This is a genomic window from Streptomyces sp. Ag109_G2-15 (genome assembly GCF_900215565.1).
GTDB classification, from domain to species: Bacteria; Actinomycetota; Actinomycetes; order Streptomycetales; family Streptomycetaceae; genus Streptomyces; species Streptomyces diastatochromogenes.
Window position 1 is genome coordinate 4739105 of the sequence record NZ_OCNI01000001.1, and the last position, 15736, is coordinate 4754840.

General features: G+C 71.5%; 9 protein-coding genes. 4 read left to right on the forward strand and 5 right to left on the reverse strand.

Annotated features, from left to right (window positions below; genetic code table 11):
• Nucleotides 1-7: 7 nt before the first annotated feature.
• Nucleotides 8-1435: an MFS transporter gene (locus CRP49_RS21225; protein ID WP_097254794.1), complete on the reverse strand. Its 1428-nt coding sequence runs from the start codon at nt 1433-1435 to the stop codon at nt 8-10.
• 101 nt (nt 1436-1536) lie between these two features.
• On the opposite strand from CRP49_RS21225, the gene CRP49_RS21230 reads away from it, so the two are divergent.
• Nucleotides 1537-2412 (forward strand): helix-turn-helix transcriptional regulator, encoded by an 876-nt coding sequence (locus tag CRP49_RS21230; protein WP_097254795.1) that lies wholly within the window; start codon nt 1537-1539, stop codon nt 2410-2412.
• Between the two features lie 51 nt (nt 2413-2463).
• Here the strand turns inward: CRP49_RS21230 and CRP49_RS21235 are convergent, their stop codons facing one another.
• A complete protein-coding gene (locus CRP49_RS21235) occupies nt 2464-3915 on the reverse strand; it encodes an MFS transporter (protein WP_097254797.1) in 1452 nt (483 codons plus the stop codon).
• Between the two features lie 82 nt (nt 3916-3997).
• Between CRP49_RS21235 and dusB the strand changes: the two genes are divergently transcribed.
• Nucleotides 3998-5140, forward strand: a complete 1143-nt coding sequence (dusB, locus tag CRP49_RS21240) for a tRNA dihydrouridine synthase DusB (protein ID WP_097254798.1) — start codon at nt 3998-4000, stop codon at nt 5138-5140.
• Nucleotides 5141-5158: 18 nt separating this feature from the next.
• Here the strand turns inward: dusB and CRP49_RS21245 are convergent, their stop codons facing one another.
• From CRP49_RS21245 to CRP49_RS21260, 3 genes are all read right to left on the reverse strand, one after another.
• A complete protein-coding gene (locus tag CRP49_RS21245) occupies nt 5159-7228 on the reverse strand; it encodes a sulfatase-like hydrolase/transferase (RefSeq protein ID WP_373560360.1) in 2070 nt (689 codons plus the stop codon).
• Between the two features lie 290 nt (nt 7229-7518).
• Nucleotides 7519-9456 (reverse strand): glycogen debranching N-terminal domain-containing protein, encoded by a 1938-nt coding sequence (locus tag CRP49_RS21255; RefSeq protein ID WP_097254802.1) that lies wholly within the window; start codon nt 9454-9456, stop codon nt 7519-7521.
• Nucleotides 9453-10883, reverse strand: coding sequence for a hypothetical protein (locus CRP49_RS21260; RefSeq protein WP_097254803.1), 1431 nt, complete (start codon nt 10881-10883; stop codon nt 9453-9455). The genes CRP49_RS21255 and CRP49_RS21260 overlap by 4 nt, the downstream gene beginning before the upstream one ends.
• A gap of 120 nt (nt 10884-11003) precedes the next feature.
• On the opposite strand from CRP49_RS21260, the gene CRP49_RS21265 reads away from it, so the two are divergent.
• Together CRP49_RS21265 and ppdK are read left to right on the forward strand one after the other, a co-directional pair.
• Nucleotides 11004-12224: an ROK family transcriptional regulator gene (locus tag CRP49_RS21265; protein ID WP_179851699.1), complete on the forward strand. Its 1221-nt coding sequence runs from the start codon at nt 11004-11006 to the stop codon at nt 12222-12224.
• Between the two features lie 418 nt (nt 12225-12642).
• Nucleotides 12643-15363 carry a pyruvate, phosphate dikinase gene (ppdK, locus tag CRP49_RS21270; RefSeq protein WP_097254805.1) on the forward strand — a complete coding sequence of 907 codons (2721 nt, stop codon included), beginning with the start codon at nt 12643-12645 and terminating at the stop codon, nt 15361-15363.
• The last annotated feature ends 373 nt before the right edge of the window (nt 15364-15736 follow it).

Genomic DNA, 15736 nt, shown 5'->3' on the forward strand with positions numbered 1-15736 from the left:
TCCCGGCTCAGCCGACCGTGCGGGGCAGCCGCAGGCTGAGCAGGCCGGTCAGGACGATCCCGGCCAGCTGCACCAGCAGGGTGATGACCAGCGCGTCCCGCATGCCCAGGTGCGGGACGAGGGTGAGGAAGAGGGTGCCGAGGGTGGCCACGCCCAGGGCGAGCGCGGACTGCTGCGTGGTCACCATCACACCGCTGCCGACGCCCGCCCGGGCCGGCGGCATCTCGGACATCACGATCCGCATCACGTTGGGGAGTTGGAGCGCCTGCCCGGCCCCGGCGACGGCCACGCCCGGCAGCAGCGAGCCGAGGTCCAGGTGCGGCCAGTCCCGCCAGGCGGCGAGGACGATCAGCAGCACGCCCACGCCCTGCAGGACGGAGCCGGCGGTGACCACCCGGGTGCCGTACCGGGCGATGAGGCGCGGCCCGGCCAGCGAGACGAACAGGAACACCACGGCCATCGGCGCGAGCGCGAGCCCCGCCCGCACCGGCCCGAGCCCGGCCCCCTGCTGCAACGCCAGCGCGATGACGAACATGAACCCGCTGAAGCCGATCGAGAACGGCAGCATCAGCACCAGCCCCCGCCGCAGCGACGCCAGCGCGAACAGGCTCGGCGGCACCAGCGGGGTCCGCCCCTGCCGGTCCGCCCGCCGCTCCACCGCGTAGAACGCGGCCGCGGCGAGCGGGAACGCGGCCAGCGACAGCCACGTCCACAGCGGCCAGCCCGCCGCCCGGCCCTCAGTGAGCGGGGCGAGCAGCGTCAGCAGGGACACCGCGAGCAGGACGGTGCCGGGCCCGTCGACGGGCTCCGGGTGCTGTGACCGGGTCTCCGGTACGAAGCGCACGGCCAGCACCAGCCCCAGCAGCACGACCGGCACGTTGACGAGGAAGATCGCCCGCCACCCGCTCCCGGCGAGGTCCGCGGCGACCAGCACGCCGCCCAGGATCTGCCCCGCCACCATCGACAGCCCGGCCGTGGCGCCGTACAGACTCATGGCCTTGGCCCGCCGGCCGCCGCTCGTGGCGGCCTGGATGGTGGCGAGCACCTGCGGCAGCATGGCCGCCGCCGACGCGCCCTGCGCGACCCGCGCCGCGACCAGGCTCCAGGCACCCGGTGCCAGCCCGCACGCCAGCGAGGTCAGCCCGAAGGCGGCCATGCCCCCGAGGAACAGCCGGCGTCGCCCGAACAGGTCCCCGAGCCGCCCGCCGAGCACGAGCAGCACGGCGTAGGCGACCCCGTACCCGGCCACGACCAGTTCGAGCACGGCCTCACCCGCGGCGAGATCGGCACCGATGGTGGGCAGGGCGACATTGACGATGAAGAAGTCGACCAACGGCAGCGCCGCGGCCAGCAGCACGGTGAACAGCCCCGGCCCGCTCAGCTCGGGGGATACCGCCCGGGCACGGACGGCGGAACTCGTGACGGTCTCTGTCATGCCTCCGAGCCTGCGCGCGCCCTCAGACTGGTACCAGAGTCTTCCTGTCCTGGTACAAGAACCACCTGGAAACAGCTTCAGCACGGAGGCACCCTGTAGGTATGACCACCATGGCCCAGGAGACCGCCGCCCCGGTGACGCGGGGTTCGGAGATCCGCCGGCACGAGCTGGCCGCCTTCCTGCGCAGCCGGCGTGAGCGCATCGCCCCCGAGCAGGTGGGGCTGCCCCGCGGCACCCGGCGCCGCACCCCCGGCCTGCGCCGGGAGGAGGTCGCCCAGCTCTCCGCGGTCGGCGTGACCTGGTACACCTGGCTCGAGCAGTCCCGCGACATCCAGGTCTCCGTGCAGGTCCTGGACGCCCTGGCCCGCACCCTGATGCTGGACGCCAGCGAGCGCGCCCATCTCTTCCAGCTGGCCGGTGCCACCGACCCGACCCCCGCCGCGAGCTGCCCCAGCGTGACCCCGGCCCTGCGCGAGGTGCTCCGCGCACTGGAGCCGATCCCGGCCTGCGTCCAGAACAGCCGCTACGACATCGTCGCCTACAACCGCACCTACGCCCTCCTCCTGGGCGACCTGGACGAGGTCCCGCCGGAGGACCGCAACTGCATGCTGCTCGCGTACACGAACAGCGACTGGCGTGCGGCGATCGTGCACCGCGAGGAGACCCTGCGGCTGATGGCCGCCCGCCTGCGCGCCTCCATGGCCGGCCACCTCGGCGAGCCCGCCTGGAAGATGCTCCTCAAGCGCCTGGAAGCGGAGTCCCCCGAGTTCCGCGAGAACTGGGAGCGCTACGAGGTGGTGGGCACCCGCACCAAGACCAAGGAGTTCCTCAACCCGTACGTGGGCCTCCTGGTCCTGGAGCACACGGATCTGTGGCTGGGGCCGGAGGCGGGGGCCAGGATGGTCACCTACTCCCCGAAGAACGAGGAGACGCGAGAGCGCCTGGAGAAGCTGCACGAAATAGCAAAGGGGAGCTGACCCACCCAAGGGGCGCGGGGAACGGCGCGAGCAACCACAACGAACCCGCAACTAGGCACGCTCAGAAGCCCCCACAACCTGTCGCACCTCAGCCGACTCCAGCTTCTCAGCCGTACGCTCAGCAGTCCCCCGAGCCCAACGCCCACTCGTAACGAAGCCCAGCACCAGCACGGCCAGCCCGCACCCGGTAAGCACCCACCACCCGGGCCGGGCGGCCGAAACGAACACGTCCTCGTACGACGACGAGCCGATCCCGGCAGCAAGCACCGCTCCCACTATCGCCACCCCCAACGTCTGCCCCAACTGCCTGCTGGTGGAGGCAACCGCAGCCGCAACCCCCGCCTGAGCCCGCGGCATCCCCGACACCGCCGTGTTCGTGATCGGCGCGTTGACGAACCCGAACCCGATCCCGAACAGCACGTACCCGGCGAACAGCGTGGCGTTGGACGTCTCCGCCTCGAACGCGGCGAACAGCACCCCACTCGCGGTCATCGCGGCGCCTGCCACCAGCAACGGCAACCGCGGCCCCCGGCTGCCCACCAGCCGGCCGGACAGCGGCGCGCACAGGAAGCACGGCGCGGCCATCGGCAGCATCCACAGGCCCGCGTGCAGGGCGTCGAGGCCGCGCACGTTCTGCAGGTACAGCGTGGACAGGAACAGGAAGCCGCCCAGCGCGGCGAAGGCGCTGATCGCGATCACGGTGGCCCCGCTGAACGGAGCGGAGCGGAAGAAGCGCAGGTCGATGAGGGGTTCGGCGCGCCGGGGTTCGTACCGGAGCAGCGCCAGCAGAGCGGCGCAGGCCACCACGGCGAAGGGGACGACCGTGCCGGGGCCCGAGTCCGGGGCCTCGATGATCGCGTAGGTCAGCGAGCCGAACAGGGCGATCACCAGCACCTGGCCGACCGGGTCGGGGCGGCGGGCCCTGGGTGCGCGGGACTCGGGGACGAAGCGCAGGGTGAGCAGCAGGGCCGCGAGGCCGACCGGGATGTTGACCCAGAAGATGGAGCGCCAGCCGACCGACTCCACGAGCAGGCCGCCGGCCAGCGGTCCGGCCGCCATGGAGATGCCGACCACACCACCCCAGGCGCCGATCGCGCGGGCGCGCTCACGTGGGTCGGTGAAGGTGTTGGTGATGATCGACATGGCGACCGGGTTGAGCATCGAGCCGCCGACCGCCTGGACCATGCGGAAGACGATCAGCAGTTCCAGGTTCGGCGCGAGCGAGCACAGCAGGGAGCCGATCGAGAAGACGACCAGGCCCGCCATGAAGACCTTCTTGCGGCCTATCCGGTCGGCCGTGGAGCCCGCGAGCATCAGCAGCGAGGCCAGCACCAGCGTGTAGGCGTCGATCGTCCACTGCAGGCCGGAGGTGGGGGCGTCCAGGTCGCGCTGCACCGAGGGCAGCGCCACGTTCAGCACGGTGTTGTCGAGGCTCACGATCAGCAGGCTCATGCAGCAGATCGCGAGCACGAGCAGACGTCGGCGGTGGCTCAGCTCGGGCATGGGCCTCATCGTACGCCGATTTCAATAGTGTTTCTAACTAATGAGTGGTACATGATCATTGCCGATACGCGACAATGGGGCAATGCCCATGCCCGAGTCCCCCTTGCAGATCGGCCCGCACACCGTGCAGCCGCCCGTCGTGCTCGCACCCATGGCGGGGATCACCAACGCGCCCTTCCGCACGCTGTGCAGGGAGTTCAGCGGCGGCAAGGGGCTGTTCGTCAGCGAGATGATCACGACCCGGGCGCTGGTCGAGCGCAACGAGAAGACCATGCAGCTGATCCACTTCGACGCGACCGAGAAGCCGCGCTCGATCCAGCTGTACGGCGTCGACCCGGCGACCGTCGGCAAGGCCGTCCGCATGATCGCGGAGGAGGACCTCGCCGACCACATCGACCTGAACTTCGGCTGCCCGGTCCCGAAGGTGACGAGGAAGGGCGGCGGGTCCGCCCTGCCCTACAAGCGGAACCTGCTGCGCGCGATCCTGCGCGAGGCGGTCTCCGGCGCCGGTGACATCCCGGTCACGATGAAGATGCGCAAGGGCATCGACGACGACCACATCACCTACCTGGACGCCGGCCGCATCGCCGTCGAGGAGGGCGTCACGGCGATCGCGCTGCACGGCCGCACGGCCGCCCAGCACTACGGCGGCACGGCCGACTGGGACGCCATCGCCCGCCTGAAGGAGCACGTCCCGGAGGTCCCGGTGCTCGGCAACGGCGACATCTGGTCCGCCGAGGACGCGCTGCGGATGGTGCGGGAGACCGGCTGCGACGGGGTGGTCGTCGGACGCGGGTGCCTGGGCCGGCCGTGGCTGTTCTCGGACCTGGTGGCGGCGTTCGAAGGGCGGACGGAGGACATCGCGCGTCCCGCTCTGCGTGAGGTGGCCGACGTCATGGTCCGCCACGCCACCCTCCTGGGCGAGTGGATCGGCGACGAGTCCCGGGGTGTCATCGACTTCCGCAAGCACGTGGCCTGGTACCTGAAGGGCTTCGCGGTCGGCTCCGAGATGCGCAAGCGGCTCGCGATCACGTCCTCGCTGGAGGAGTTGCGGGCGGGACTGGACGAGCTGGACCTCGACCAGCCCTGGCCGACCGGCGCGGACGGGCCCCGCGGCCGTACGTCCGGCAACAACCGGGTGGTGCTGCCGGACGGCTGGCTGAAGGACCCGTACGACTGCGCGGGCGTCAGCGAGGACGCGGAGCTGGACACGTCCGGAGGCTGACTCCGCCGAGGACCGGTCTCACCCCTTCTTCGGGTGCGGAGTCGAGCCGTACGCGGTCAGGAACTTGTCGCGGAACGCGCTCATCTTCCAGACCGGCGCTTCGTGCGCGGGGCGCAGGCCGTCCGTCCAGCCCCAGTCGGTGATCTTGTCCAGGACCTTCGGGTCCTTGGCGACGATCGAGATCGGTACGTCACGGCTGGCGTGGTTGCCGCTGACGCGGGCGATGGGCTGGTGGTCGCCGAGGAAGACGAGCACGGTGTCGTCGGTGCCGTAGCGCTCCAGCCACTCGGTCAGCGCGGTCACCGAGTACTGGATCGACTTGCCGTACTCCTGGCGGGACTTGGTGGTGTCGGCGATGACGTCGGCCGGCTTGTTGCCCGCCGCCTGGATGCCCTTGAAGATCGAGCCGTCGCCCAGCTGGTCCCAGCCGACCATCTTCGGGATCGGCGCCCAGGGCTGGTGGCTGGAGGTCAGGATGAGCTCCGACATCATCGGCTTGTCGTGCTTCCTGCCGTGCACCCGCTGCTGGAACTGCTCCAGCGCGTACTGGTCCGGCATGGTCGACCAGCTGAACTTCGGTCCCTTGTAGCCGAGTTCGAAGGCGTTGTAGACCTTGTCGAGGCCGTAGAAGCTCTGCTCCGGCCAGGCCTTCTGCACGCCCGGCATGACGCCGACCGTGTCCCACGCACCGGTCTTCTTGAAGGCCTTGGTGAGGCTGAGGTGGTCGCTCGCCATGACCGTGCGGTAGCGCTGCTGGTTGTTGATCCACAGCCCCGACAGGGTGGTGGAGTGGCCGAGCCAGCTGCTGCCGCCGTAGGTCGCCGAGGTCAGCCAGCCGCTCTTGGCGTGGTAGCCGGCCTTGGCGAGCGCCTTGGTGCGCGCGTCCAGGGTGCTGTCGACGCCGGGCGCCATGATCGGGTCCTCGATGGCGCTGCGGCCGTAGCTCTCGATGAACGTGAAGATCATGTCCTTGCCGCGCAGGTCGGGCACGAGCTGGGCGGCGGGGGTGTTGCCGAAGGCGTCCACCTTGGCCACCTTCTGGAACTCCGCCTCGTCCCTGAGGGTGTCCGCCACCCGGCGGGCCTGGATCTTCACGGCGGTGGCGGTGCGGTCCGAGGCGAGCGGCACGCCGGAGATCTGCAGGCCGAGGGAGGAGCAGGTGATCCAGACGACGCCCGCGATCAGCGTGCCGCGGGTCGCGGTGCCGGTGTGCCGGGCGAGGAGGTTGCTCAGCCGGACCGTGGACAGCGCCAGCAGCACGAACAGCAGCAGGACGACGGCGATGACGCCGCCGGCGGCGGCGAGGGTGGCCGTACGGCCCAGCGAGTCCTCCAGGTACGACTCCGCGTCGCCGAGCAGGCTCCAGTCGAGGACGAGGTTGAAGCTGCGGCCGAGGTACTGGTTGAACCCCATGTCGAGCAGGTTCAGCACGGTCATCGCGCCCAGTGCGACCCCGGACACGGCGGCCAGCACGATCCGGGGCCGACGCGGCAGGGCGAGCATCACCGCGGCGCCGATGACCGCCTCGCCGGGTATCCGCAGAAACTTCTCGGGCCCGAGCCGGACCACGCTGTTGGGCATCACGAGCGCGGCGACGACGAGGACGGCGGCGAGCACGTTGACACTCACGGAGAGGGCCTGGGCGGCGGTCGGGTGCGCTTCCCGCCAGCGCCGCGTCCGCGCGGACCAGGCGGACCAGGTGCGGCGGGTGGGGCGGGGGGTGGCTGCTTCAGCGGCTTGTTCAGCGGCTTGTTCAGCGGCTTTTTCGGCGGGTTCCTCGGGGGCCTCGTCGGCGGTTCCCGCGGCGGGTTCCTCGGGCGCCTTCTCGGGGGTTTCCGCGGTGGGTTCCTCGGCAGGTTCCTCGAGGCTTTCCGCAGCGGGCTTCTCGACGGTTTCCGCGGGCGCTTCCTCGGCTATGGAGTCCGCGACCCCGGCCGCCGGCGCGGCCTCTTCAGAGCTGACTTCCGTGGCCTCCGTGGAGCCGGCGGCCTCCGCCGCCGGTGTTCGTTCCTCGTCCCGTTCGTCGAGGACAGCCTCGGCTCCCCCGGCCGTACCCGATGACTGGCGCGTGCTCGTGTGCTGAGGCAACCCGGAGGTCCTTCCGTGCGAGACCCGTGACGGAGTCGGCGGGCCACGCTGGGGAGGCTGGGCAGGGCCGGAGAAACCCCGGCCCGCCTGGCCCGCCGTCATTTCGTACGGCCGCTCTCTGGCCCCTGTTCACAGCACCGGGCAAACACCCGGCAAACTACCGCGCCCGTCAGGGGCGCGGGGCTGTGTCGATGTGCGGCTCCGCCGCGCGGGCGCGATCAGCCCAGGACGGCCCGCAGCACCGAGACGGCAGAGCCCTCTACGGTGCACACGGCCCTCCCAACGGAGTACTACGCGCCCCCGACCGCGGTCAGCAGTGCGAGCGGAGCCGCTGCCGAGCGGGACTCGCGGATGCAGGCGTGCGGGTACGGGACCGGCTCGGGGTGGGTGTCGCGGCCGTAGCCCGCCAGCACCTCGGGCAGCCGGTGCCCGGCGGCCGTCGCCGCGTCGACCAGGGCGTGCGCCACCGTACGGGCCTCGTCGTGCAGGCCGTAGCGGGCCAGGCCCAGCGTGATCAGCGCGTTGTCGTGCGGCCAGACCGAGCCCCGGTGGTAGGAGAGCGGGTGGTACGCCGACTGGCCGGAGGCGAGGGTGCGCACGCCCCAGCCGGAGAAGAAGTCCGCCTCCAGCAGCCGCCGGCCGACGACCTCGCCGTACTCCTTGTCCAGCAGCCCCGACCACAGCAGATGCCCCGCGTCCGACGCCAGCGCGTCGACCTGGCGGCCCTCGCCGTCCAGCGCGAGCGCCGGGAAGGACTGCTCCCGCATCCAGAAGTCCCGCTGGAAGCGGTCCCGCAGGTCGGCCGCCGCCTGTTCCAGCAGCGAGGCGTACGTGTCGTCGGCCCACACCGTGCGCGCCACCCACGCCGTGCGGCGCAGCGCGTCGTACGCGTAGCCCTGGGCGCCCGCCGCCATCACCGCGCCGGTGGGCCGGGTGCCGTCGGACCAGCAGATCGCGCCGGGGGAGTCCTTCCAGTTCTGGTTGGCGAGGCCGCCCTCGTCGGCGCGGTAGACGAGATAGCCGCGCGAGGTCAGCCCGCCGTGGTCCAGCATCCAGCCGATGGCCGCGCGGGCGTGCGGTTCGAGGCGGCGGGCGAGGACGGCGTCCCCGGTCTGTTCGACGTACGCCCCGAGCAGGATCAGGAAGAGCGGGGTCGCGTCGACCGAGCCGTAGTACCGCCCGAACGGCACCTGCCCGAAGTGCGCCAGCTCGCCGTGCCGCACCTCGTGCACGATCTTGCCGGGCTGGGCGACCCTGGACGCCCCGGTCCCGGTCGCCTGGGTGGCGGCCAGCGCGGGGAGCGTGGCCGCGGCCAGCTGCGGGCGGTACGGCAGCGTGAACAGGGCGGTGAGCAGGGCGTCCCGGCCGAGCAGGGTGAGGAACCAGGGGGCGCCCGCCGCCGGGACGCGCAGCTCCTCGCCGTCCGGTCCGGTCGCCGGGACCTGCAGCGCGGCCAGGTCGGACAGACCGCGGGCGCAGGCCGCCGCCAGCTCCGGCCAGCCGGTCGGGAAGGCCACGCCCTCCACGAACCTCTCCTCCAGGGCGAGGACGTGGTCGTTGACCGAGGCGGGGGAGCGCGGCACGCGCAGGGCGCGCTTGTCGCCGTGCGGACGGGCGATCACGCGCAGTGTCAGCTCGGCCGTGCCGTGGGGTTCCAGGTCCAGGGTCCACACCAGGCGGCGGGCGCCCGTGCCGGTCTCCTCGACCGCGTCGGGGGCGGGGTCGGCCGTGATGGTCGTACAGGACCGCCATTCGGCCCGCCGGTAGGTGAACTCGATGCCGTCGTCCAGGACCTGGCGGGAGCGTACGGCGCCGGCCTTGACGTAGGTGCGGTGGTCGGAGCGCAGCTCGAACTGGTCGGTGAAGTCGGCGTCGGCCGTGATGGCGAGCCGGACGGTGGTGGGCGTGGGGCGGTTGCTGGTCACCCGCAGGGACTCGACGAACGAGCTGTCGCCGACGGCCTGTTCACGGAAGAGGGTGTGCGCGGGCGGCTCCTGCCGGCCGCCGCGCGGCACCAGAACACAGCGGGTCGCGTCGCCGTCCGCGACCGGGGTGAGCACCTCGGGCACCGCGCCGTCGACGGTGAGCTGCCACCGGCTGAGGTGCCGGGCGTCCCGTACGAATAACCCGTCCGGGGAGCCGCCGCCCCGCACCCCGCTGATGTCGCCCCGGTCGCTCACGGCGGCGAACGTCGCCCCGTGCACGAGCAGATGATGCCGGTCCGTCATGCCCGGTCCCCTCCCTTGTCACTCCTGTCGAACGTGCTGGGGCCCGTGGGGGACACGCTGGGTCCCACGGGCTGGTGGAGCAGATCCAGCGCGAGTGCGGCGGTCCAGCCGAAGCCGGTCGCGCCGCATGCCTCGCCGGTGTACGGGTCGACGTACTCGGCGAAGTCGGTGGCCCCGGCGAGGCTCAGCACCGCTTCCCGCAGCGCGTCGGCCCGCTCCCGCTCGCCGTGGGTGCGCAGCCCCCGCTCCAGCAGCCAGCTCGTGTTGAACCAGGCCGGGCCCCGCCAGTAGCGGTGCGGGTCGAAGGCCTCGCCGAGGAGGTCGTAGCTCGGCACCAGCCGGGTGCTGTCGCCGAGCCCGAAGTGCGGGCCGCCGAGGGTGCGGACGAGGGCCGCGACCAGGTCGCGCGGCAGGCCGGGGACCAGGAGGGGGACCAGGCCGGAGACGCTGCGCTCCAAAACGAGCCCCCCGCCCCGCAGGTCCCGGCACAGGAACATCCGGCTCGACGGGTCCCACAGCCGCTCGACCAGGGCCGCCGTCAGCCGTTCGGCACGGGCGTGACGGGCGGTGCCGGGCGCGCCCAGCTCCCCGGCGATCCGCGCCAGCGCGTGCTCGGAGGCGATCAGCAGCGCGTTGAACGCCGGGTCCTCGACGGCGAACCCCCTGCCCCCGTCGGCATATCCGGCGTCCCGGTAGTCCGTGGCCAGCCGCACGTACCGCCCGTAGTCCAGATCGGTCGGCCGGTCCTCGGCGGCGCCGTGGTCGAGGTCGGCGCGGCGGAAGGAGCGGGCCGGGGCCGGGGTGATGCGCGAGAGCGGGGCGTCCCAGCAGGGGCTGTTGTCCATACCCTGTTCCCAGGGGTGCACGACGGACACCAGCCCGCCCCCGCCCAGGTCCCGCCGGTGCAGCAGATACCGGTGCCAGGCGGCCAGCCGCGGATACACCCCCGCGAGGAAGCCGCGGGCCCGCGACAGACCGGGGTCGGCGCAGTGCACCAGCCAGGCCGCCAGCGCGTGCACCGGTGGCTGCACGATGCCCGACGTCTGTACGGTGCGCGGGGCGCCCGCAGCGCGCCCCGCGGTCGAGGAGCGCCAGAAGTCGGGGCTCGGGAAGTACGCGTCGAGCGGTACGGAGGGGTTGAAGACGATGTGCGGGACGCGCCCGTCGCCCCACTGGGCCGCCAGCAGCGTCTCCAGCTCGGTCTGCGCGCGCAGCGGCGAGAGGTGCCTGAGGCCGATCGCGATGAACGCCGAGTCCCACGACCACTGGTGCGGATACAGGCTCCGGGAGGGCACGGTCGAGGCCCCCGTCCAGTTCGCCTCCAGCACCCGGGCCGCCCTGACGTGCAGGGATGTGTCGGCGGGCGGCGGATCGTATGCGATCTCGCGCTCCGTGACACGGGCAGTGAGCTGGGCAGTGCGATCCACTCGGGGCTCCCCGAAGACGTCCGGCCGACCGGGTTTGGTTGTGGCTACCGTAGGGTTACGTCTATTTAACACGCAAAACTCAATATGTAATGCAAACTTGAGAAACACAAGGGGGTGCGCATGACCGGACGGCCCGGCAGGACCGGCAAGGGCAGCAGTCAGGCCAGCGCCGGAGATCTGCTCGAACTCGTGCGCAGCGGGCGAGCCGTGACCCGCGGCGCGCTCCAGCAGGCCACCGGGCTCTCCCGCGCCACCGTCGGCCAGCGCCTCGACCGGCTGTTCCGGGCCGGCTGGCTGCGCGAGGGCGCCGGCGGCCCGGTCGACTCGCCGCTCGGCGGACGCCCCTCCATCACCCTGGAGTTCGACGACTCCCACGCGATCGTGCTCGCCGCCGACCTCGACACCCGGCACGCCCGGGCGGCCGTCCTCACCCTGACCGGCGAGATCCTCGCCGAACACTCCGGCACCCTGGTCGTCGAGGACGGGCCCGAGGTCGTCCTCGGCGAACTCGGCCGCTGGTTCGCCGAGTTGCTGACCAAGGCGGGGCACCTTGCGGAGGAGGTGTGCGGCATCGGGCTCGCGGTGCCCGGACCGGTGGACAGCGAGACCGGCCGGGTGGTGCAGCCGCCGATCATGCCGGGCTGGGACGGCTACGACATACGGGGCCGCCTCTCCCGCGCCTTCACCGAGCACACCGGCGCCCCCGCGGTGCCGGTCCTGGTGGACAACGACGCCAACCTCATGGCCTACGGCGAACAGCGCACCGGACACCCCGACTGCTCGGCGTTCGTGCTGGTCAAGGTGTCCACGGGTATTGGCGCCGGAGTGGTGGTCGACGGCTCGATCTTCCGGGGCGTCGACGGCGGCGCGGGCGACATCGGGCACATCCGGGTGGGCGCCGAGGCGCTGTGCCGGTGCGGGTCGTACGGCTGTCTCGCCGCCGTCGCCAGCGGTGGCGCCGTGGCCCGGCGGCTGGCGGAGTCCGGGGTGCCGGCCGCGTCCGGCTCGGACGTACGGGACCTGCTGGCCTCCGGGCACCCGGAGGCGGCCGCGCTGGCCCGGGAGGCCGGGCGCAGGGTCGGGGACGTGCTGGCGACGGTGGTGACCCTGCTCAATCCGGGCGTCCTGATGATCGCCGGGGATCTGGCCGGAACCCCCTTCCTCACCGGCGTCCGCGAGCTGCTCTACCAGCGGGCACTGCCCCGCTCCACCGCCCACCTGGACGTCGTGACGTCCCGGCTGGGCGAGCGGGCCGGGCTGCTGGGGGCCGGGGCGCTGGTCGTGGAGCATCTGTACGCGCCGGAGCGGGTGGAGGAGCGGCTCGGCGCGCTGGGCGTGTGACGTGTGCGTTTCCATCTGCTTTCGGTCCCAGGAACCCGTCCGCATGGTGAAATCCGGCCGCCTGTGGCAGCGTGATTATCGCCACCCTTGATAAGGGTTGCGCTCAGATGAGCGGATCATGGGCGACTGCACTTCTCCAAGGGGTGGCACTCGGTGCCACCCCTTGATCGTTCATCGATCGAAATCAGATGTGCTGGGGATCCGCTCATCTGAGCGAAAAATCGCGCCTGTGGGCACTGTTGCCTTCAAGAAGTGAAAACATCTACGCCGCTCTGCTTGTCAAGCTTTGACTTTCGATCCGCTGGCGGACGACTGGTTACAGGCCCATGACGCACAAGTGGACGTACCCAGACGCCTTCGATCTGGGTATGTTCCTCGCCGTCAGGGCAGCCACCGCGGCCTCAAGGAGTCGAGACCCGTGTCGGAAAACAAAGAACCCCACGTAGCGAAGTTCGTTTACGACTTCACCGAGGGCAACAAGGACCTCAAGGATCTCCTCGGCGGCAAGGGTGCCAACCTCGCCGAGATGACCAACCTGGGCCTCCCGGTCCCTCCCGGGTTCACCATCACCACCGAGGCCTGCAAGGTCTACCTGGAGAGCGGTACGGAGCCCGCGGCACTGCGTGACGAGGTGAGTGCGCACCTCGACGCCCTCGAGCAGCGGATGGGCAAGAAGCTCGGGCAGGCCGACAACCCCCTCCTCGTGTCGGTCCGCTCCGGTGCCAAGTTCTCCATGCCCGGCATGATGGACACCGTCCTGAACATCGGCCTCTCCGACAAGTCGGTGCAGGGCCTGGCCAAGCAGGCCGGCGACGACCGGTTCGCGTGGGACTCCTACCGCCGCCTCATCCAGATGTTCGGCAAGACCGTCCTCGGCGTCGACGGCGAGCTGTTCGAGGAGGCCCTCGACGCGGCCAAGGAGGCCAAGAAGGTCACGGTCGACACGGACCTCGAGGCCGCCGACCTGAAGAAGCTGGTCACCAAGTTCAAGAAGATCGTCAAGACCGAGGCCGGCCGGGACTTCCCGCAGGACCCGCGCGAGCAGATGGACCTCGCCATCAAGGCGGTCTTCGACTCCTGGAACGGCGACCGCGCCAAGCTGTACCGCCGCCAGGAGCGCATCCCCGGCGACCTGGGCACGGCCGTCAACGTCTGCTCGATGGTCTTCGGCAACCTCGGCCCCGACTCCGGCACGGGCGTCGCGTTCACGCGTGACCCCGCCTCGGGCCACCAGGGCGTCTACGGCGACTACCTGCAGAACGCCCAGGGCGAGGACGTGGTCGCGGGCATCCGCAACACCGTCCCGCTCGCGGAGCTGGAGTCGATCGACAAGAAGTCGTACGACCAGCTCATGCAGATCATGGAGACCCTGGAGAACCACTACAAGGATCTCTGCGACATCGAGTTCACCATCGAGCGCGGCCAGCTCTGGATGCTCCAGACCCGGGTCGGCAAGCGCACGGCGGGCGCGGCCTTCCGCATCGCCACCCAGCTCGTCGACCAGGGCCTGATCGACGAGACGGAAGCCCTCCAGCGCGTCACCGGCGCCCAGCTGGCGCAGCTGATGTTCCCGCGCTTCGACGAGCACGCCAAGGCCGAGCAGGTCGGCCGGGGCATCGCGGCCTCGCCGGGCGCCGCGGTCGGCAAGGCGGTCTTCGACTCGTACACCGCCGTGAAGTGGTCCCGCTCGGGCGAGAAGGTCATCCTGGTCCGCCGGGAGACCAACCCCGACGACCTCGACGGCATGATCGCGGCCGAGGGCATCCTGACCTCCCGCGGCGGCAAGACCTCTCACGCGGCCGTCGTCGCGCGCGGCATGGGCAAGACCTGTGTCTGTGGCGCCGAGGAGCTCGAGGTCGACACCAAGCGCCGCCGCATGACGGTCCCCGGCGGCCACGTGGTGGAGGAAGGCGACCTGATCTCCATCGACGGGTCGAGCGGCAAGGTGTACCTCGGCGAGGTCCCGGTGGTCCCGTCCCCCGTGGTGGAGTACTTCGAGGGCCGGATGCACCCGGGTGCCGACGAGGCCGACGAGCTGGTCGAGGCCGTGCACCGCATGATGGCCTTCGCCGACCGCAAGCGCCGCCTGCGGGTGCGCGCCAACGCGGACAACGCCGAGGACGCGCTGCGCGCCCGTCGCTTCGGCGCGCAGGGCATCGGCCTGTGCCGCACGGAGCACATGTTCCTCGGTGAGCGCCGTGAGATGGTCGAGAAGCTGATCCTCGCGGACACCGAGGAGGTGCGCGAGGCCGCCCTGCGGGAGCTGCTGCCCCTGCAGAAGAAGGACTTCGTCGAGCTGTTCGAGGCGATGGACGGCCTCCCGGTGACGGTCCGTCTCCTGGACCCGCCGCTGCACGAGTTCCTGCCCGACATCACGGAGCTGTCGGTCCGTGTGGCCCTGGCCGAGTCCCGCCAGGAGCCGCACGAGAACGACCTGCGCCTGCTCCAGGCGGTCCACCGCCTGCACGAGCAGAACCCGATGCTGGGCCTGCGCGGCGTCCGCCTCGGCCTGGTCATCCCCGGCCTGTTCACCATGCAGGTCCGGGCGATCGCCGAGGCCGCGGCCGAGCGCAAGAACGGCAAGGCCGACCCGCGCGCCGAGATCATGATCCCGCTCGTCGGCACGGTCCAGGAGCTGGAGATCGTCCGCGAGGAGGCCGACCAGGTCATCGCGGAGGTCGAGGCGGCGACGGGTACGAAGCTGAAGCTCGCGATCGGCACGATGATCGAGCTGCCGCGAGCGGCCCTCACGGCCGGCCAGATCGCGGAGGCGGCGGAGTTCTTCTCCTTCGGCACGAACGACCTGACCCAGACGGTGTGGGGCTTCAGCCGCGACGACGTCGAGGCCTCCTTCTTCACGGCCTACCTGGAGAAGGGCATCTTCGGAGTCTCCCCCTTCGAGACGATCGACAAGGACGGCGTGGGCTCCCTGGTGAAGGCGGCCGCCCAGGCCGGCCGGGCCACCCGCCCCGACCTCAAGCTCGGCGTCTGCGGTGAGCACGGCGGCGACCCCGAGTCGGTCCACTTCTTCCACGAGGTCGGCCTGGACTACGTCTCCTGCTCCCCGTTCCGCATCCCGGTCGCCCGCCTGGAGGCAGGCCGCGCGGCCACCCAGTCGGAGGGCAGCGACCACCGCTGATCTCCGCCGGAGGCCTGGCCTCCCCCGACCCCGGAGCCGTCGTCGGTCCCCGACCCTCAGACCGATCGACGACGGCTCCGGCGCACGAAAGAGGAGGGGCGCCACCCTGTGCGGGGGTGGCGCCCCTTCGCGCATCATCTGCGCCAGTCCAGGACGTCTCTGCACGCCGCGGCTGCGGGGCCCTTGGCACCGAGCGTTGGAGCGACGTGAGAGGAGCCGAAGTGCCGGAGGCCAGCCCACGCGGGACCTACCTGGTCATGGCGGGCACCGCTGCGGCAGTTGCATTTTTCGACCTCCCGGACCCTGCAGTCACCGCCTTGCTTGGAACAGCTGGCATATTGAGAGGCGGCCGTCCCCGCGCCCCCACCCACCC